The organism is Roseibium aestuarii, from assembly GCF_008477545.1.
Classification (GTDB): Bacteria; Pseudomonadota; Alphaproteobacteria; order Rhizobiales; family Stappiaceae; genus Roseibium; species Roseibium aestuarii.
Window position 1 is genome coordinate 287,479 of record NZ_VORA01000002.1, and the last position, 17,522, is coordinate 305,000.

15 protein-coding genes are annotated in these 17,522 nt (G+C 65.4%); 10 read left to right on the plus strand and 5 right to left on the minus strand.

The genetic code is table 11. From position 1 onward, the window contains the following. The first annotated feature begins 5 nt into the window (after positions 1 to 5). From FR728_RS09920 to FR728_RS09950, 7 genes are all read left to right on the plus strand, one after another. Positions 6 to 584: a hypothetical protein gene (locus FR728_RS09920; RefSeq protein WP_208998757.1), complete on the plus strand. Its 579-nt coding sequence runs from the start codon at positions 6 to 8 to the stop codon at positions 582 to 584. Positions 585 to 665: 81 nt separating this feature from the next. Then, entirely contained in the window at positions 666 to 1,205 is a 540-nt protein-coding gene (locus FR728_RS09925; protein WP_149892522.1) for a SixA phosphatase family protein, read from the plus strand. A gap of 95 nt (positions 1,206 to 1,300) precedes the next feature. Further along, entirely contained in the window at positions 1,301 to 2,806 is a 1,506-nt protein-coding gene (locus FR728_RS09930; RefSeq protein WP_149892523.1) for a YcjX family GTP-binding protein, read from the plus strand. Between the two features lie 68 nt (positions 2,807 to 2,874). Then, positions 2,875 to 3,948, plus strand: coding sequence for a YcjF family protein (locus FR728_RS09935; protein ID WP_149893082.1), 1,074 nt, complete (start codon positions 2,875 to 2,877; stop codon positions 3,946 to 3,948). Between the two features lie 9 nt (positions 3,949 to 3,957). Then, positions 3,958 to 5,133 (plus strand): vWA domain-containing protein, encoded by a 1,176-nt coding sequence (locus tag FR728_RS09940; protein ID WP_149892524.1) that lies wholly within the window; start codon positions 3,958 to 3,960, stop codon positions 5,131 to 5,133. Between the two features lie 143 nt (positions 5,134 to 5,276). Next, positions 5,277 to 5,498, plus strand: a complete 222-nt coding sequence (locus FR728_RS09945; RefSeq protein ID WP_149892525.1) for a CopG family transcriptional regulator — start codon at positions 5,277 to 5,279, stop codon at positions 5,496 to 5,498. A gap of 63 nt (positions 5,499 to 5,561) precedes the next feature. Further along, the gene (locus FR728_RS09950; protein WP_149892526.1) at positions 5,562 to 5,942 is read left to right on the plus strand and encodes a hypothetical protein; all 381 of its coding nucleotides are present in this window, start codon (positions 5,562 to 5,564) and stop codon (positions 5,940 to 5,942) included. A gap of 90 nt (positions 5,943 to 6,032) precedes the next feature. On the opposite strand, the gene FR728_RS09955 is transcribed toward FR728_RS09950, so the two are convergent. Together FR728_RS09955 and FR728_RS09960 are read right to left on the minus strand one after the other, a co-directional pair. Beyond that, on the minus strand, positions 6,033 to 6,446 hold the full coding sequence (locus FR728_RS09955) for a universal stress protein (RefSeq protein ID WP_149892527.1): 414 nt from the start codon (positions 6,444 to 6,446) through the stop codon (positions 6,033 to 6,035). An 86-nt stretch (positions 6,447 to 6,532) separates the two neighbouring features. Next, positions 6,533 to 7,327: an AraC family transcriptional regulator gene (locus FR728_RS09960; RefSeq protein ID WP_208998758.1), complete on the minus strand. Its 795-nt coding sequence runs from the start codon at positions 7,325 to 7,327 to the stop codon at positions 6,533 to 6,535. Between the two features lie 125 nt (positions 7,328 to 7,452). Here FR728_RS09960 and FR728_RS09965 point away from each other — a divergent pair, with 125 nt between their 5' ends. Beyond that, positions 7,453 to 8,679, plus strand: coding sequence for an MFS transporter (locus FR728_RS09965; protein ID WP_149892528.1), 1,227 nt, complete (start codon positions 7,453 to 7,455; stop codon positions 8,677 to 8,679). A gap of 96 nt (positions 8,680 to 8,775) precedes the next feature. On the opposite strand, the gene FR728_RS09970 is transcribed toward FR728_RS09965, so the two are convergent. From FR728_RS09970 to FR728_RS19440, 3 genes are all read right to left on the minus strand, one after another. Then, a complete protein-coding gene (locus FR728_RS09970) occupies positions 8,776 to 9,096 on the minus strand; it encodes a 2Fe-2S iron-sulfur cluster-binding protein (protein ID WP_149892529.1) in 321 nt (106 codons plus the stop codon). Positions 9,097 to 9,218: 122 nt separating this feature from the next. Then, the gene (locus FR728_RS09975; protein ID WP_188318861.1) at positions 9,219 to 9,554 is read right to left on the minus strand and encodes an Hpt domain-containing protein; all 336 of its coding nucleotides are present in this window, start codon (positions 9,552 to 9,554) and stop codon (positions 9,219 to 9,221) included. Positions 9,555 to 9,896: 342 nt separating this feature from the next. After that, positions 9,897 to 10,193 carry a hypothetical protein gene (locus FR728_RS19440; RefSeq protein WP_208998759.1) on the minus strand — a complete coding sequence of 99 codons (297 nt, stop codon included), beginning with the start codon at positions 10,191 to 10,193 and terminating at the stop codon, positions 9,897 to 9,899. 278 nt (positions 10,194 to 10,471) lie between these two features. Between FR728_RS19440 and FR728_RS09985 the strand changes: the two genes are divergently transcribed. Beyond that, the gene (locus tag FR728_RS09985; RefSeq protein ID WP_149892531.1) at positions 10,472 to 15,940 is read left to right on the plus strand and encodes an apolipoprotein A-IV repeat region-like domain-containing protein; all 5,469 of its coding nucleotides are present in this window, start codon (positions 10,472 to 10,474) and stop codon (positions 15,938 to 15,940) included. 307 nt (positions 15,941 to 16,247) lie between these two features. Then, positions 16,248 to 17,414 (plus strand): acyltransferase family protein, encoded by a 1,167-nt coding sequence (locus FR728_RS09990; protein WP_188318862.1) that lies wholly within the window; start codon positions 16,248 to 16,250, stop codon positions 17,412 to 17,414. Positions 17,415 to 17,522 lie beyond the last annotated feature (108 nt).

Consider the following 17,522-nt stretch of genomic DNA (forward strand, 5'->3'; position numbering starts at 1 on the left):
CCGCCATGTCCGCCCAATCGCACGTCCCGCAAGCCCGCCGGCGCCTCCTCGGCGCCGGTCTCGTCCTCGCGGGTCTCGTCGGTCCGCCCCAGGCCTCGCTTGCCCAGCAGCCGACGCCCCAGACCCTGCTCTCCCAGGAGAGCATCGGCTGGCAGAGCGATGTGGAAGGGATGCGGCATTTCTCTGGCCTGCGCTGCCCCGATCAGGTGGGACGTTTCTACCGGACCAAGGTGTTGGCCTCCGATGGCGACCGCATGGCGGCCTGCATCTATTCCGGCGACGGTGGCATGTCCGCCATCCTGCGCCAGCATCTGAGCGGCACCGGCGAGAAGGTCGCCCGGCATTACCTGGAGAATTTCCAGGCCGCCGGCTTCGAGCGCGTGGCCCTGTCCGGCCCCGCCTCCACCGGCATTTCCTTCAAGACCCGCGACTGGACCAGCCCCGTCCTGTGCGAGACCCTGTGGTATTTCGCGGGCCAGAAAGCCGACTACACGCTCTGGCTCTCCTATGGCCTGCCGGTGCAGGAGGCTGAGGTCGGCCCCGCGCTGGATGCCTTCGTGCGCCTTCTCAACCAGATGGGCTGACCCTGCGCGCCAGACGCGAAACGGCTTTTCCCGAAGCCATTTCCGGGTAAGATCGACGCTTCTCGTCCTGTCCGGGAGGTGATGGACACCGTGCTGCGCCTGATGCTTCTTCGCCATGCCAAGTCAGACTGGGGCGACCCGTCCCTCGATGACTTCGATCGCCCGCTCAATCCGCGCGGGCTCAAGGCCGCCGACATGATGGCCGGCTATCTGAGCGAGACCTGTCCGCCGCCGGACCTGATCCTCTGTTCGACCGCCCTGCGCACCCGCGAGACCCTTGCCGAGCTCCTGCCCTTCCTGACCGTCGACACGGACATCCAGCTGCGCGGCGAGCTCTACGAGGACAGCGAACTCGACTACCTCTCCCTCCTGCAGAACCTGGACACCTCCGCCGAGACCGTCCTCGTCATCGGTCACAACCCTGCCATCGAGGAGACGGCGGCCCTGTTCTACGGCTCGGGTCTGGTGGAAGGCTATGACGACATGGCCGAGAAATATCCGACCGGCGCGCTCGCCATCTTCACCTTCCCGCACCGCAGCTGGTCCGATCTGGGTGAAGGCAGCGGCACGCTGGAGCGTTTCGTCAAGCCGCGCGACCTGGAAGACGACCCGGAGCTTTGACGCCTCCAGCAAGTGGAAAAGCTGCGACAGGCCCGCTGCGGCGGTGATTGAAAGCCCCCCTGTCAGGTCCTACATGCCCGACAGGAGGTAACGCCTTGCTCAAGCCCTTGAAACTGGCCGATGAAGCCCGTCTGATCCTGTCCAATCTCGGCGACGCCGCCAGCGATCTCGCCGTCCCGAGCCTGCGTCTCGGCGTGACGGGGCTGGCGCGTGCCGGCAAGACCGTCTTCCTCTCCGCCCTCGTGCACAATCTGATCCACGGCGGCCGCCTGCCCCTCTTCCAGGCAGCGGCCAGCGGACGCCTGACCCGCGCCGCCCTGCAGCCCCAGCCTGACGATGCGGTGCCCCGCTTCGACTACGAGGCGCATGTGGCCGCCCTGGTGAACGACCGCATCTGGCCCCAGTCGACCCGTCAGATCTCCGAGCTGCGCCTCACGCTCGAATACGAGAGCGCGAGTTATCTGGCCCGCAAGCTGGGACCGGGAAAGCTCCATCTCGACCTGATCGACTATCCGGGCGAATGGCTGCTCGACCTGCCGTTGCTGCGCCAGAGCTTCGGCGAGTTCTCCCGCAAGGCCCTCCAGCTTGCCCGCGCCGCAAACCGACGAGAGATCGCCGCCCCCTATCTGGAGACACTGACCTCCATCGATCCGGAAGGCCCCGAGACCGAACTCGACGCCCAGAAACTGGCGGCGACCTTCACCGATTATCTGGCCGCCTGTCGCAGCGAGACCATGGCGCTCTCCATGCTGCCGCCGGGACGCTTCCTCATGCCCGGAGATCTGGCCGGATCCCCCGCCCTGACCTTCGCCCCTCTCGATATCGCCGAGGATGCCCCGCCCGCCCGCACCGGCACCTTCCGGGCGATGATGGAGCGCCGTTTCGAGGCCTACAAAAACCACGTGGTGCGGCCCTTTTTCCGCGATCACTTCGCCCGCCTCGACCGGCAGATCGTGCTGGTCGACGTGCTGCATGCCCTGAACGCCGGCCCCCATGCGCTCGCCGATCTGCAGGATGCGCTCAACGAGGTGCTCGTCAGTTTCCGGCCGGGCAAGCGGTCCTGGCTGTCCTCGATCCTCACCCGCCGCATCGACCGGATCCTGTTTGCCGCCACCAAGGCCGACCACCTGCACCGGGAGGATCACGACCGGCTGCAGGCGATCCTGCGCCGGCTCGTGGCCCGTGGCATGGACCACGCGGAATATCGCGGCGCCCGCGTCGAGGCCCTGGCGCTTGCCGCCGTGCGCGCCACCCGCGAGGGCACCATTCCCCGCGACGGCGAAGACCTGCCGGTGATCCTTGGAACACCCTTGCCCGGTCAGTCGATGGAAGGGCGAGCGCTCTCTCCCGACAAGGAAATCGCCTTGTTTCCCGGTGACTTGCCCCAAAATCCGGATTCACTTTTCGAGACCCTTGATTCCCTTTCCGAAGATGCCGCGCATAGCGTCTCCGCCGGGACGGGAACGGAGGCCGGAGACCACGCCTTCCTGCGCTTCCGCCCGCCCCATCTGGAGGCCGGCCCCGGCGGCCTGACCCTGTCCCTGCCCCACATCCGTCTGGATCGGGCGCTTGAATTTCTCATCGGAGACCGCCTGACGTGACCCGCACGCCCCCGTCCGGCCCCGGCCGCCCCTCGACCGATCCGCGCCCTCTCACCGCGCGACGCCCCATGGCGCTCGATGCCGACGACCTGCGCATCCGCGTCTCCGCCGAGCCGGATCCCGATCTGCCCACCGGCTGGCTGACCGCCAGCGAGGCCGTGGAAGCCCCGCTTGCCGAGGAAAGCCATGTGCCCCGCCTTCCGGCAGAAGCCTCCCGGCCGAAGGCGCGCTTTTCCTTCAGCCGCTGGATTGCCGTCGGCCTCGGCGGCCTGGTGTCGCTGGCCATGGGGCTGGCGATCGACGCCCTGATCCGCGACCTCTTCACCCGCGCCGACTGGCTGGGCTGGACGGCGGTCGCCCTGGCCGCCCTTGTGGCGGCCGGGTTCCTCGGACTGGCCTTGCGCGAAATCATCGGCCTGATGCGGCTTGGCAAGATCGACCAGTTGCGCGACAGCATCACCCGCGCCGCCGAGCAGGATGATGCCAAGGCCGCCCGCAGCGCCCTTCAGGGGCTGCTGACACTCTATGGTGACCGCCCGGAGACCGCGCGCGGTCGCAAGGCGCTCGCGTCCCATTTGAACGAGGTCATCGACGGCCGGGATCTGGTGATCCTTGCCGAGCGGGATCTCCTGGCGCCGCTCGATCTGGAAGCCCGCCGCATCGTCATGAACGCCGCCAAGCGGGTCTCGGTGGTCACCGCCGTCAGCCCCCGCGCCCTGGTCGACCTGCTGGTGGTGCTGTTTGAAAACCTGCGCACCATCCGCCGCCTCTCCGCCCTTTATGGCGGGCGCCCGGGCACCCTCGGCTTCCTGCGTCTGGCGCGTCATGTGCTCGCCCATCTGGCGCTCACCGGCGGCATGGCGGCCGGCGAAGGACTTGCCTCCCAGGTGCTGGGCCACGGCATTGCCGCGCGGCTCTCCGCCCGGCTGGGGGAAGGCGTCGTGAACGGTCTGCTGACCTCCCGCATCGGACTGGCGGCCATCAGCGTCTGCCGCCCGGCCCCCTTCGTCGCGACAAAGGGGCCGAAGCTCTCCGATTTCATGAGCGAGCTTGTGAAGACCTCCGGCGGCGAGACAGCCGGCGCGAAGAAGGGCCGGGAGAAGGACCGCGCGGACCTCGACAGAACGGCAGACGACAGCTAGCGTCGCCTCATGTTCATCACCTTCTTCACCGAGTTGAAATCCGCCGGCGTGCCGGTCTCCTTGCGCGAATACCTGACCCTGATGGAGGCGCTCCAGAAGGATCTGGCCGAACGCCGGGTGGAGGATTTCTATTATCTCGCCCGCACCTGCCTGGTGAAGGACGAGGCCAATCTCGACCGGTTCGACCGGGTCTTCGGCCAGGTGTTCAAGGGCCTGGACCTGATGAGCGACGTGCCCGCCCGCGAACTGCCCGAGGACTGGCTGCGCAAGCTGGCCGAGAAGCACCTGAGCGAGGAAGAAAAGGCCATGATCGAAGCCATGGGCGGCTTCGAGAAGCTCATGGAAACCCTCAAGGAGCGCCTGAAGGAGCAGGAGGGGCGCCACCAGGGGGGCAACAAGTGGATCGGCACCGCCGGCACCTCCCCCTTCGGCGCCTATGGCTACAATCCGGAAGGGGTACGCATCGGCCAGCACGAGAGCCGCCACCGGCGCGCGGTCAAGGTCTGGGACAAGCGCGAGTTCAAGGATCTGGACGACACCAACCAGCTCGGCTCCCGCAACATCCAGGTCGCCCTGAAGCGGCTGCGCAGCTTCGCCCGCTCCGGCGCGGCGGAAGAACTCGATCTGGACAACACCATCCGCGCCACCGCCCACAAGGGTCTGCTCGACGTGAAGATGCGCCCCGAACGGCGCAACGCCGTCAAGGTGCTGCTTTTCTTCGATATCGGCGGCTCCATGGACGACCACATCCGGGTCTGCGAGGAGCTGTTCGCCGCCGCCCGCACCGAATTCAAGGTGATGGAGCATTTCTACTTCCACAACTGCCTCTATGAGAGCGTGTGGAAGGAAAACCGGCGGCGCCAGACCGACCGCATCCCCACCATGGACCTGCTGCACAAGTATCCGTCGGACTACAAGATCATCTTCGTCGGCGATGCGTCCATGAGCCCCTACGAGATCACCTATCCCGGCGGATCGGTGGAACACTGGAACGCGGAGGCCGGAGCGACCTGGCTCGCCCGGGTCAAGTCGGTCTATCGCAACATCGCCTGGCTCAATCCGGTGCCCGAGGCCCACTGGTCCTACACCCACTCCATTTCCCTGATCCGCGAGATCATGGACGACCGCATGTATCCGCTGACGGTCGAGGGGCTGACGGAGGCCATGAAGGATCTGGCGCGCTGACCGGACAAGTGGCTTGCGGGCCTCGCATGCTCACAAGATACACACCATATGCGCATCGCGTATTTAAATCACGCGCATGGGTCCCATATGATATGCTGTCACACGGCGGCATCCGCACCGCCTTCCAATCACGAGGACCGGTCATGGCCAGCGCCCCCAAAGGAACAGTCCGCCTGACGGCAAACCTGCCGGAAGACGTCGCCAACACGTTGCGTGAGCTTGCCCAGCGCAAGGGCATCAACATGACCGATGTCCTCACCCGCGCCATCAATCTCGAAAAGTTCGCCGCCGACACGATCGACAACGGCGGCAAGATCCTCGTCGAGGAAAAGGACAAGACCTTCAAGCAGGTCATCCTGCGCTGAAAGCCCTTTTCAGCACGCAGGCCACCGGGCATACTCCTGTGAGTTGTGACAGGAGCCCATGCGATGCCTGCCGACCGCGACAGTGATGCGCACGAAACGGAAAACGGCGACCCGCCCTCGCTCTTCGATCTGAGCGGCGAGATCCCCACCGTCATGCACCCGACCGCAGAAACCGCGCCCTATGACGCCACGCGGGACCGGGAGCAGGCACGCGGCCAGATCGCCTTCTATCTGCTCAACCTGCTCGCCTTCATCATCATCGGCAGCTTCTGTCTGGTCGGCCTCGCCTTCATGGTCCACTGGGGCAAGACCGGCGGCCCCGTCGACATCGCCCAGCTCACAGCCTCCATCAAGCAGCTGCTGGAACTGATGCTGACCCCGATCATCGGCCTTGTCGGCGCAGCGACCGGCTTCTATTTCGGCGAGAAATCCGCCAAGGGCTGAACCGGATCCCGCCCAGCACTCCGAAACGAAAGACCCCGCCATCCGACCGGAAGACGGGGTCTTTGCATGTTCAGCGGAACGCCCTTCGGGTCAGCGCAGGACCATCACCGAGCACGGTGCATGGCGCACCACATGAGCCGCATTGGAGCCGATGAAATAAGTCGAGAGCTTCGGCTTGTGGCTGGTCATGAGGATCAGGTCGGCGCTGATCTTCTCGGCCGCCTCGAGCACCTCGTGATAGACCGTGCCGAAGCGCACGTGCAGATCGACCGGAATGCCCATGTCGGCCGCCAGCTTTTCCAACAGCGCGCGGGCATAGGAGAGTTCCTGGTCCCGGAAGTCTTCCGGCAGCTGGCTCGCCACGAAGGCCTGCACGTCCGGGCAGACCGCCAGCAGATGCACCTTGGTGCCATACTCGCTGGCAAACTGCTTGGCCTTGGCCAGGGCTTCCGCCGCAAAATCGCTTTCTGCCGGATCGACCGGCACAAGGATCGTCTTGAACATCGATAGTCCCTCCACGTCGTTTGTGAAGCGACTATCGGTCCGCGCGAACCTTCCGTCATTGCGCCAGATCAACCGCTTGCAAGCTCTCACGGAGAGCCGAAATAGCGCCCGGGGGTGACGCCGAAGGCCTTGCGGAAGCTGGCGATGAAGGCGCTCGGCCCTTCGTAGCCCAGCGCATGGGAGACATCGGACACCGGCTGTCCGGCCGAGAGCAGCTCCAGCGCCCGGAACAGTTTCATCTGCCGGCACCAGGCCCGATAGGTCAGGCCGGTCTCCGCCTGCATCCGCCGCTCGAAGGACCGCACAGACCAGCCGCAGGCCTGGGCGGCCTGTTCGAGGCGGGGCGGCGATTGCGGCGCCTGGGCAAGATCGGCGCACAGGCGTTTCAGGCGCGGATCGGCCGGCATGGGCAATTGCAGGGGCGAGGCCGGCAGCAATTTCAGCTGGTCCAGGATCACGTCGGCAAGACGCGCCTGCGGTCCCTCCAGCCGGTCCCGGCGCGGATGGGCCATGAAGGCGAGGATCAGCTCGCGCAGGAGCGGCGTCACCTGCATGACGCGCGGGTCCTCCGGCAGGCTCACCTGCATCGCCGCGCCGAAATACATGTAGCGCACTTCCGTTTCGGTCAGATAGCGGGTGCGGTGGCGAATGCCGCCCGGCAACCAGACCGCCCGCTCCGGCGGCACGAAGAAGGTGCCTTCCGCAATGTCGACCGCCAGCGAGCCGCGAATGACATGAAACAGCTGGGCCGTCGGATGATCGTGCCAGTCGGTCAGGTCTCCCGGACCGCCCGAGGCGGAATAGGCCTGCACGGGCATGTCGGCCCGCCGCAATGTGCGCTGGAAATGATCCGGATGGATCGCCGGACTGGGCAGGCTCAACGGTCCGCTCCCGATCAGATTTGGCAAGTCGGAAACATTTGATGACAGAACAGCGCTAACACGCAAGCCCTCACCCGGCATATGACGAAGATCCTGATCCGTTTTCCCGAAATCCGACGGTCCCCATGAGCTACTTCACCCAATCCGAACACCCGGACACCCCGCGCGGCTGGCGGTCTCCCGCCGTCCTGCTGATGGTCATGGCCGGCGCCATGCAGCTGTCCTTCGCCGCCTGGTGGAACCTGATGAACAACTTCGCGGTGCAGGAACTGGCCTTCACCGGCAAGGAGATCGGCCTCCAGCAGTCCATCCGCGAGATCCCGGGCTTCCTCAGCTTCGCCGCGATCTTCTTCCTGCTGGTGATGCGCGAACAGACGCTGGCCTATGTGTCGCTGGCCTTCCTCGGACTGGGCGTTGCCGCGACCGGTTACTTCCCCACCGCGATGGGCTTCTACATCACCACCTTCATCATGTCCGTGGGCTTCCACTACTACGAGACGATGAACCAGTCCCTGTCCCTGCAATGGCTGCCCAAGGCGACGGCGGCCGCCAGCATGGGGCGGATCATTTCCGTCGGGGCCTTCGCCCAGCTCATTGCCTATGGCCTGATCTTCATCGGCTGGAAGACCTTCGACCTGTCCTTCACCACGGTCTTCGCGGTGGCCGGTGGCCTGACGATGGTGGTGCTGGCCTTCGTCATTGCCGCCTTCCCGTCCTTCCGCGAGGGCGTGCCCCAGCACAAGAAGCTGATCCTGCGGCGGCGCTACTGGCTCTATTACGCCCTGACCTTCATGGGCGGCGCCCGGCGCCAGATCTTCACCGTCTTCGCCGGCTTCCTGATGGTGGAGCGCTTCGGCTATGACGTGCACGAGGTGGCCGGCCTCTTCCTGCTGAACGGCGCCTTCAACATGGTGCTGGCGCCCAAGATCGGCCAGGCGATCGTCCGCTTCGGCGAGCGCAAGGCCCTGATGGTGGAATATGTCGGCCTGATCGGGGTCTTCGTCTCCTATGCCTATGTGACCAACCCCCATGTGGCCGCCGGTCTCTATGTGGTCGACCACGCCTTCTTCGCCATCGCAATCGCCATGAAGACCTATTTCCAGAAGATCGCGGACCCGGCCGACATCGCCCCGACCGCAGGTGTGGCTTTCACCATCAACCACATTGCCGCCGTCGGCATTCCGGTCACCTTCGGCCTGTTGTGGCTGATTTCCCCGGCTGCCGTCTTCCTGGCAGGTGCGGCCATGGCCGGCGTCAGCCTGATCCTCGCCTCCCTCATCCCGGCCCATCCGGTGCCGGGCAACGAGGTCGCCTTCTGGGGTCGCAAGCCCCTCGGCCAGGCAGCGGAGTAACACTCCAGACCGACAAAAACAAAAGCCCGCCAATCGCTTGGCGGGCTTTCATAATTCAGCGTCCCAGCCCTCTCCCGGCCGGGACAGCGCGCAAGATCAGGCCTGGCGTTCCGGCACATGAACCACAAGACCATCCAGGTCGGCGGTCATCTTGATCTGGCAGGACAGACGCGAGGTCGGCTTCACGTCATAGGCGAAGTCCAGCATGTCCTCTTCCATCGGCTCGGGCTCGCCCACCTTGTCCTTCCAGGCCTCGTCCACATAGACGTGGCACGTGGCACAGGCACAGGCGCCGCCGCATTCGGCCTCGATCCCCTGCACCATGTTCTTGATGGCGTTTTCCATGACGGTCGAGCCTTCCGGCGCGTCGATGACGGTGCTCGCCCCGTCGGCGGTGATATAGGTAATCTTGGGCATGATCCGCGTCTGATCTGAGGAATGAAATGTCGCTTTCCGACATAATGGCTTCCCGGCAAAGGTCAAGCGGAAGCGTGGCCCCGGCCCCGAAAACCACGTGACCGGTGAGACAGGCTCGGCCCCTATCCTTGCCCCAGAACCGCGCGCACGGCCCGCTCTACCTCCGCAATGTCGGAGAGCAGAGCCGAGGCGCTCACCCGCTCGCCCGAAGCCGCGCGTTGCTCCAGCTGCTGGCAGGTCTCGGCGATCCTCATCGCCCCGAGGGAACGCGCTGACCCCTTGTAGGTATGCAGCACCTCCGCCTGAACCTGAGCCGTGGCGGCTCCCTCAAGCCGCTCGGCGAGGGTCGAGGTCTGCCCAAGCAGAAGCTGCAGGACCTCGCCCTGAAGGTCCGCGTTGCCGAAGGTTGCCGCGTTAAGCGCTTCGAGGTCGAGCACGATGGGGAACTCGGGGGTCATGAGGATCATTCCGTCGATGTCAGAGAACGTGAGGCGGCCGGCAAGAGAGCCCACCGCCGGGCAGGATAACCGCAAGTGCCGCGATGCGCTGCGGAACCTTGCAGGCTCATACCTGAACGTCCCGGCTTGCGTCACCACGCAAAGCCCCTTGCGGTCCACCGCGAGCGATCTGATGCCCCTTCGCGGTTAACCAAGGATTGCCCTGTCCCCAATAAAGTGAATCTTTGGTTAACGGAAATAAACGCATTTTCATGATCCCCGGTTCGCCACACGCAGGACAGCCCCGAGCACGGCACACGTGCCCCCTCTCGGACCAGCCTCGCGAGAGATGTCAAGGCAGGCTCACTCGAGGGCGGCAACCGCTGTCCGCCCCTGCTCGGTCAGCTTGCAGACCAGCCAGTCCGGCTTGATCGGGTTGAAAAACCAAGGCTCTGCCCATCCGGCTGCGATGCAGGCGCGCACCGTGCGCGGCGAGATGGCGGCTCCAGAGGTATCGAACAGGGGAAGTTTCCCACCCGCCTGGGAGAGCCCCATCTGCAACCAGCGCGCTTGCGCCGGAGTGGGCACACCCGGGTTCGGAACCTCCTGCGAACCGGCTTTCGACCCCTTGCCCCGAGCGGGGCCGTTCTTCGTTTTCATCCTCATCCACTCCGCCTAGAAGCCTAAAAGGATTGCCGTTTGTTGTTCATTAGGTGAGAGTGTGCCATTAGGTTAACTGATGCGGCAAGGTGGGGAAAGCTGCGGGGCAAGTGAGTCGCTCCCGCAGTCGGGTCAGCGGCGGCCCTCCTGCCTTCCTGGCTTGCAGGTGATAATGGGGACCGTGTTGTGGCCCCTCTCTGTCCTGCAGCCGAACGTTAGGTGCTCCGGGAAACCGGAACGCCGGTGTGTAATGAGTACGGACGTGAGGCGATCCAACCATGGCAAATCCACCGAAGGTGAAAGATCCGGCGGAAGCGGCACTGTCCGCTGTCGAAGAGGCCCTCAAGCTGGATTTTGGCGGTCCCGATCTGGGCAGCGCCGAAGCTGACGGCCCCAAGGCTTCCCTTTCTTCCGAGGCGACCGACGGACACGGCCCGTCCGACCGCGCAGAGGCCCGTGCGGCCCGCGAGGAGGCCAGAGCCAACCGCCGTCGTGGACGTGGCAGCCGCCCGCCCGCAGCCAATGACGATCGCCGCAACATCGGCAATCTCATCTTCTCCCTTCAGCGCCGTCCGTCTGCGGCCCCCTTCTGGGGTGCGCTCGCCCTGTCCGTCCTGTGGGGCGCGCTCGGCTCGAGCCTGGCTCTGTCTGCCTTTGGCGACGAGCTCTCCGGCGGCATCGGCGCCCTGACCACCTCCCCGGCCCTGATCCTGTCGTCCGTCGCCGTCATCGTTCCGATCATCTTCTTCTGGGTGATGGCGCTGATGATCTGGCGCGCCCAGGAAATGCGCATTGTGGCCCACGGCATGACCGAAGTGGCCCTGCGTCTGGCCGAGCCGGAAGACATGGCCAAGGAAGCCATCCTCAGCGTTGGCCAGGCCATCCGCCGCGAAGTCTCCGCCATGGGCGACGGCATCGAGCGGGCCATTGCGCGGGCCAGCGAGCTGGAAGTCCTCGTGCACAACGAGGTTTCCTCGCTGGAGCGCTCCTATAACGACAACGAGCTGAAGATCCGCTCCCTCATCGAGGAACTGGTCAGCCAGCGCGAAAGCATCGTCATGAACGCCGACCGGGTCCGCGAGACCATTTCCGGCGCTCACGAGAAATTCGCCTCGCAGCTTGCCAACACCTCCGAGGAAATCGGCGGCTCCGTCGATCGCGCCACCCAGCGCATGGTCGACGCCGTCGGCGAACGCGTCGAAGAGCTGACCACCAACGTGGACAGCCGGATCTCCCTGCTGAACGAGAGCCTCACCTCTGCCGGCAGCGATCTGGTCGAAGCCCTCACCGTCCGTGCCGACGACTATGTGGAACGCCTCGCCAACACCGGCGGCGAGCTGGTCGACACCCTGTCGCGCACCGGCTCCCAGATGTGGGAGACCCTCTCCACCCGTGGCGACGAGGTCAATGCCCGCTTCGCCGAGACCGCTCACACCTTCGTCGAGCAGCTCTCAACCCACGGCACCCTCATCAACGAGCAGATTTCCACCTCGACCAGCCAGGTCGTGGAAACCCTCGAAAGCAAGGCGGACGAGTTCCGCACCACGCTGGAAGCCACCGGCGCCAGCGTCGGCGAGATCCTCACCGCCCGCGGCGAGGAAATCAACGCGAACCTGTCCCTGACCTCCGGTCGCCTGATCGACACCGTGTCAAGCCGCACCGAAGAGCTGATCTCCACCGTCGACACCCGCGTGTCCGCGCTGGATGCCGCCCTTGCCGAAACCGGCGAGCGGGTCGTCACCTCCATTTCCGAGCGCGGCGAGGAAGTCACCAACACCATCTCCCTGCGCGGAGCCGAGATCATCGAGACCCTGTCGGACCGTTCCGGCGAGGTTGCCGAGATCCTGCGCGGCGCCGGCGAGAGCATCGTGGTCGACCTGTCCCTGCGCGGCGGCGAGATCGCGGCCAAGATGGACGAGACCGCCAACTCCCTCAGCGACACGATCACCGTGCGCGGCGGCGAACTGGCCAACAAGCTCGACACCATTTCCGAGCGCATCTATTCCGCCATCACCATCAACGGCACCGAGCTGGACGAGCGCCTGAGCGCCCGCGGCAGCGAGATGGCCGCCGTGATGGAACAGCAGACCCTCACCTTCCGTGACACGCTTGAAGGCCTGACCACCAGCATCAGCGCGACCCTCGGCCACCAGACCGACGCCCTCAACCAGCGTCTGGCCGACACCGGCACCTCGCTGGCCGAACTGATCGGCAGCCGTGGTGCGCGCATTGCAGCCGACATCAATGCAGCCGGCGGCGAGCTGACCGAGACCCTCGAGATCCGCGCCCAGTTCCTGCAGGACAACCTGACGGCCCGCATCAACGAGCTGGAAGCCATCGTGGGCGAACGCGGCAGCCAGCTGGTCACCGACTTCGACACGAAGACCCTTCTCCTGTCCGAAGCCCTCGACAGCCGCCTCACCACCCTGGACACCACCTTCGCGACCCGCTCCGAAGCCCTGGCCTCCACTCTGGACACCCGCGCCGAGGCACTGGAAACCACCCTGGCAACCCGCGCAGAGACGCTGGAAAGCGCGCTGGCGAGCCATGCCCATGCGATGGACACCACCCTGTCCACGCGCATCGACAGCATGGACGCCACCCTGGGCAGCCGCATCAACACCATGGACCTGACCCTCGACCAGCGCACCGCCTCCTTCGAGGCCGCGCTCGAGAGCCGCACCGCGCTCCTGTCCGACGCCATCGAACAGCGCACCTCCGGCATCACCGAGGCCCTGGAACAAAAGACCCGCAACATCGCCGACCTGCTGGCCGACCGCTCCGACGCGATCACCATCCAGCTGGGTCAGCGCGTGGAAGCGGCCGGCACGGCCCTTGCCGACCGCGCCGACGAGATCGGCCAGATCCTCGGCCGCCGCGTCGACGAAGCCGCGACCGCCATGGCGGAAAAGGCCGAGCACCTGTCCACCACCATGGTTGCCGGCACCGAGCGCATTGACGAGACCCTCGACAACCGCGCCCGCCAGATCAGCGAAACCCTGATCGCCCGCACCAAGGAAATCGCCAAGGCCTTCGTCGAGGGCCAGGAGGAAATGACCTCCGCTCTCGACAACCGGCTGGCCGAGGCCGGCACGGTTCTCTCCCGCCAGAGCGCGGAACTGACCGACAGCCTTTCCGAGCGCATCGCCGAGATCAACGTTTCCCTGGGCGCCAAGGTCTTCGAGGTCGCCGAGACCCTCGACACCCGCGCCAGCCAGCTGGAAACCGTCCTCAACGAGCGTCTGGAAAGCATTTCCGGCACCCTCACCGGCGAAAGCGAGAAGGCCCGCGACATCCTCACCGGCATCATCTCCGAAGCCAGCACCACGCTGTCGGGCGAAAGCACCCGCATGCGTGACATGGTTCAGGAAGCCGTGGAAGGCGCCGTCGCAACCCTCATCAGCGAACGCACCCGCACCGTCGATCTGGTGTCCGGCACCCTGGACGAAGTGACCACCAAGCTGACCGGCGAAGGTGAGCGCATGCGCCAGATCGTCCTCGGCTCCGTGGGCGAAGCCCGTGGCGTGCTGGTGGGCGAAAGCCAGAAGGCCGCCGACGCGGTTACCCGCGCCATGGAACAGGCGACCGGCGCCATGTCCGGCGAAAGCTCCCGCATCCGCGAACTGGTGCTCTCCGCCGTCGGCGAAGCCGCCCAGACCATGGCCGCCGAAAGCGAGAAGGCCCGGACCCTCTATGTGGGCACCCTGGCCGACTTCTCCGGCACCCTCACCGGCGAGAGCGAGAAGGTCCGCACGGATCTGGCCCTCACAATCGCCGAAATCTCCGGCAACCTGTCCGCCGAGAGCGAGCAGGCCCGCCAGACCCTGGCCAAGACCCTCGACGAGATCCGTGGCCGCATGAGCGGCGAAGCGGATGTGGTCCGCGCCCGCGTCCATGGCGCCATCAACGAAGCCGCCGACCTGCTTGCCAAGCGCGGCAATGCGGTGGCCGCCGAAATGCTCGACAAGGCCGGTGCCCTCAACGAAGCCTTCGCGGCCCGCTCCGGCGAGCTGGCGAAACTTCTGGGCACGGACGGCAACGAACTGGTCATCGCCATCGAGGACCGCGCCCGCGACCTCACGACCCGCGTCAACCAGGTCCACAGCGCCATCCTGGAAGCCATCACGGTCAAGGGCGGCGAAGTCAGCGAAGCCTTTGCCCAGAACGGCCTGCAGGCCACCCGCTCTCTCGTGGAAGCCGGCGAGCGCATCGCCAGCACCCTGGAAGATCGCTCGGGCCGCGCGGTTGCCGTTCTCGCCGACACCAAGGAGCGTCTCGAAGCCGACATCAGCGCGATCCTCAACCGCCTGGAAAGCTCCAACGCCAACCTGCAGCAGATCGTCAACGATGCGGGCGAGAACCTCTCCGACGTGGAGATCAATCTCGGCCGCCGCGCCAACGAGTTCCGCGTGGCCGTCGACCGTGCCATGGCGGAAACCAGCGGCGCGACCGGGGTCATTTCCCAGCAGGTCGATGCCCTGCGCACGGTGACCGAGACGACGTTGGCCGACATCCAGTCCCTCACCGGCCGCTTCGGCGACCAGGCCGAGGAACTGACCCGCGCCGCCCGTCATCTGGACGACACCAACCGCTCGGTGGAAGGCCGCATCGTCGACCGCAAGACCGCGATCGAGAATGTCGCCGACACCCTGCTGGCCAAGACCGAAGCGGTCGACAGCCTGATGCGCGCCTTCACCAACACCCTGTCCGAGACGCTGGAATCGGCCGACGACAAGGCCCGTGAAGCCGCCAACATGCTGAGCGCTGCCGCTGAAGCCGCCAGCAAGAAGGTTGCCGAGCAGTTCGAATCCATGCGCCTCACCGCCGGCATGGAAGGTCAGAAGGCCCGCGACGCGATCCGCGCCGCCCAGGACGACATCATGGCCGAGATGGGCCGGACCGTCACCGAGGCCTCCGAACGCTTCAACGAAGCCGCCACCCGCATGCGCGACGTGGCCCGCGACGTTCATCGCGAACTGGAGACCACCCGCAACGAGCTGAAGCAGGGCGTTCTCAACCTGCCGGACGAGGCGGAAGAAAGTGCGGCCGCCCTGCGCAAGGTGGTGAACGAGCAGATCCGCGCCCTGAGCGAGCTCTCCGACATCGTGGCCAAGCAGTCGAACAGCCTGGACATTTCCCGTCCGAAGGCCGCATCCTCTGCCGCGCCGGCCGCTGCCTACGCCCCCTCCTATGCCCCGGAACCGGCCTCCAGCCGTCCGTCGGCGGAGACCCGCGCAGCAGCCCCGGCCCGCACCCCGGCCGCAGAGACGCCCCGCCGTCAGGCAGCCCCTGCCCGCCCGCAGCCGGAAGCCCCGGCCGCCCAGGGCAAGGGCTGGGTCTCCGACCTGCTGCGCCGCGCCTCCCGCGATGAGGACGGGGCCGAGACCGGCCGCTCGCCCCTGCACACGGTGGAAAGCCTGAACTCGCTCTCCGTCGACATCGCCCGCGCCATCGATCACGAGACCTTCGTGGATCTGTGGGACCGCTACCGCGGTGGCGAGCGTCACGTGTTCACCCGCAGGCTTTACACCCTGCAGGGCCAGCAGACCTTCGACGAGATCCGCCAGAAGTACAATCGCGACCCCGAGTTCCGCGCTGCCGTGGAACGCTACGTGAAGGACTTCGAGCAGCTTCTCGCCCAGGTGGCCCGCAATGACCGGGACAACATGCTCGGCCAGACCTACCTGACCAGCGACACCGGCAAGGTCTACACCATGCTGGCCCACGCCAGCGGCCGCCTCGACTGATCGGGCACGAAGCACATCATCATGAGAAAGGCGGGTCCCCGACCCGCCTTTTTTGTTGGGCGCACGGAACAGGAAGAGCCCCAATGCGACACCGGCACGTCCGCACTATCACAGTTGCGGTCGAGGGGCGCTGCGTGCTCGCTGCAAGCCCCCGCTCAATTACCTAGAAAAGTCGCTGGCCTAAGAGCGGAAAAATACTCTAGTGTTGCGAAAATGTGCGTTACTTCAAGCACTCGCATGCCTCAGGATTTCAAAGGCATGGCGCTCAGACTGGTTGTTTTTGAATTTCATCAGGTGAGAGTAGATTTTGAACGTCACCACTGCACGGCCCTTGGGGTCAGACAAATTGCTCAGTCTCGAGAGCTTGCGTGGTCTCGCCGCGCTTTCCGTGGCGCTGTTTCACTTTGATGTCGGCAGCCACCTGAACTCCACGCTCACTGCGCGCGCGTGGATGATGGTGGACCTCTTCTTTGTCCTGTCCGGCTTCGTGATCGCTCTCACCTATCGGGACAAGATCTTGCGCCTCCCGGATCTCGCGGTATTCCAGTGGAAGCGTTTCAAGCGTCTCTACCCGCTTCATGTGACGATGCTTCTGATCTTCTTGGGCATCGAGGTTCTGAAATGGGTAGTTGGGCACCTGAATATCGCTCAGGCAAACAACCCGCCGTTCTCCAGCAACGATCTCGGGTCCTTCGTGCAGAACCTGCTGCTCATTCAGGCATGGGTTTCCCCCCAGATGACTTGGAATTTTCCAAGCTGGTCGATCTCGGCCGAGTTCTACACCTACCTCATCTTCGGCATCTTCTTCTTGATCGCGAAACGGAGCCTCGGCCTCCTTCTCCCGCTCCTTGCCGTCACGATCATCGCTTCCGGCCTCGCGCTCGCAGGTCAATTTGGAACGGACATCAACCTCTTCCCCTTCCGATGCCTCTATGCCTTCGGTATCGGCGTGGTTGGCCAGATCCTCTTTGCCAGATACGCACTTGCCGGCACACTGCGCACATCGACAACAGCGGCCGTCATGCTCATCGCAACCGTGCTCCTCGTCACCCTGGGAACCACGGCGTTCGGATCGCCAGCCTTTCCGGCTATTCCCCTTGTCTTCTGCGCACTCATCCTTTCGCTCGCCGCCACCTGCGAAGACGCGGTCGTCATCCGCATCGCCAGCCTGCGCCCGTTGGTCCATCTTGGGACCATCAGTTATGGCGTCTACATGATCCACGCAGCGGTCTGGTGGGTCTATCGCCAGGTCGCCATCATGGTCCTGCATGCCCCCTCTTCGGTGAATGGCGAAGGCATGGTGACGATCAAGTTCGAGAGCCCGCTCACGGCCGACGCCTTTACCCTCTCCGGCCTGGCGCTTACCGTCCTGCTCGCGCATCTCTCCTATACATACCTCGAGACGCGGTTCTATCGCTCATCTCGATCGGCGCGCCCCAAGCCGGTGCTGGGGGCCGAAAGACCTGCGAGCTAAGGCAGAAACGGGCGGTCGCCATTCCCCGCCTCGCAGCGTTCCACCCGCATATCCGGACAAAAGCACTTGACCGGAGAGGCGCTATTCTTCAGCGTGAGGCCGGTCAGG

What these genes read in the sequence shown, in the direction of transcription:
- FR728_RS09940 (WP_149892524.1), top strand. Translation starts at nt 3,958, where the DNA reads ATGTTCATCACCTTCTTCACCGAGTTGAAATCCGCCGGCGTGCCGGTC.
- FR728_RS09965 (WP_149892528.1), top strand. Translation starts at nt 7,453, where the DNA reads ATGAGCTACTTCACCCAATCCGAACACCCGGACACCCCGCGCGGCTGG.
- FR728_RS09975 (WP_188318861.1), bottom strand. Translation starts at nt 9,554, where the DNA reads ATGACCCCCGAGTTCCCCATCGTGCTCGACCTCGAAGCGCTTAACGCG.
- FR728_RS19440 (WP_208998759.1), bottom strand. Translation starts at nt 10,193, where the DNA reads ATGAAAACGAAGAACGGCCCCGCTCGGGGCAAGGGGTCGAAAGCCGGT.
- FR728_RS09925 (WP_149892522.1), top strand. Translation starts at nt 666, where the DNA reads ATGGACACCGTGCTGCGCCTGATGCTTCTTCGCCATGCCAAGTCAGAC.
- FR728_RS09955 (WP_149892527.1), bottom strand. Translation starts at nt 6,446, where the DNA reads ATGTTCAAGACGATCCTTGTGCCGGTCGATCCGGCAGAAAGCGATTTT.
- FR728_RS09945 (WP_149892525.1), top strand. Translation starts at nt 5,277, where the DNA reads ATGGCCAGCGCCCCCAAAGGAACAGTCCGCCTGACGGCAAACCTGCCG.
- FR728_RS09920 (WP_208998757.1), top strand. Translation starts at nt 6, where the DNA reads ATGTCCGCCCAATCGCACGTCCCGCAAGCCCGCCGGCGCCTCCTCGGC.
- FR728_RS09950 (WP_149892526.1), top strand. Translation starts at nt 5,562, where the DNA reads ATGCCTGCCGACCGCGACAGTGATGCGCACGAAACGGAAAACGGCGAC.
- FR728_RS09935 (WP_149893082.1), top strand. Translation starts at nt 2,875, where the DNA reads ATGGCGCTCGATGCCGACGACCTGCGCATCCGCGTCTCCGCCGAGCCG.
- FR728_RS09985 (WP_149892531.1), top strand. Translation starts at nt 10,472, where the DNA reads ATGGCAAATCCACCGAAGGTGAAAGATCCGGCGGAAGCGGCACTGTCC.
- FR728_RS09970 (WP_149892529.1), bottom strand. Translation starts at nt 9,096, where the DNA reads ATGCCCAAGATTACCTATATCACCGCCGACGGGGCGAGCACCGTCATC.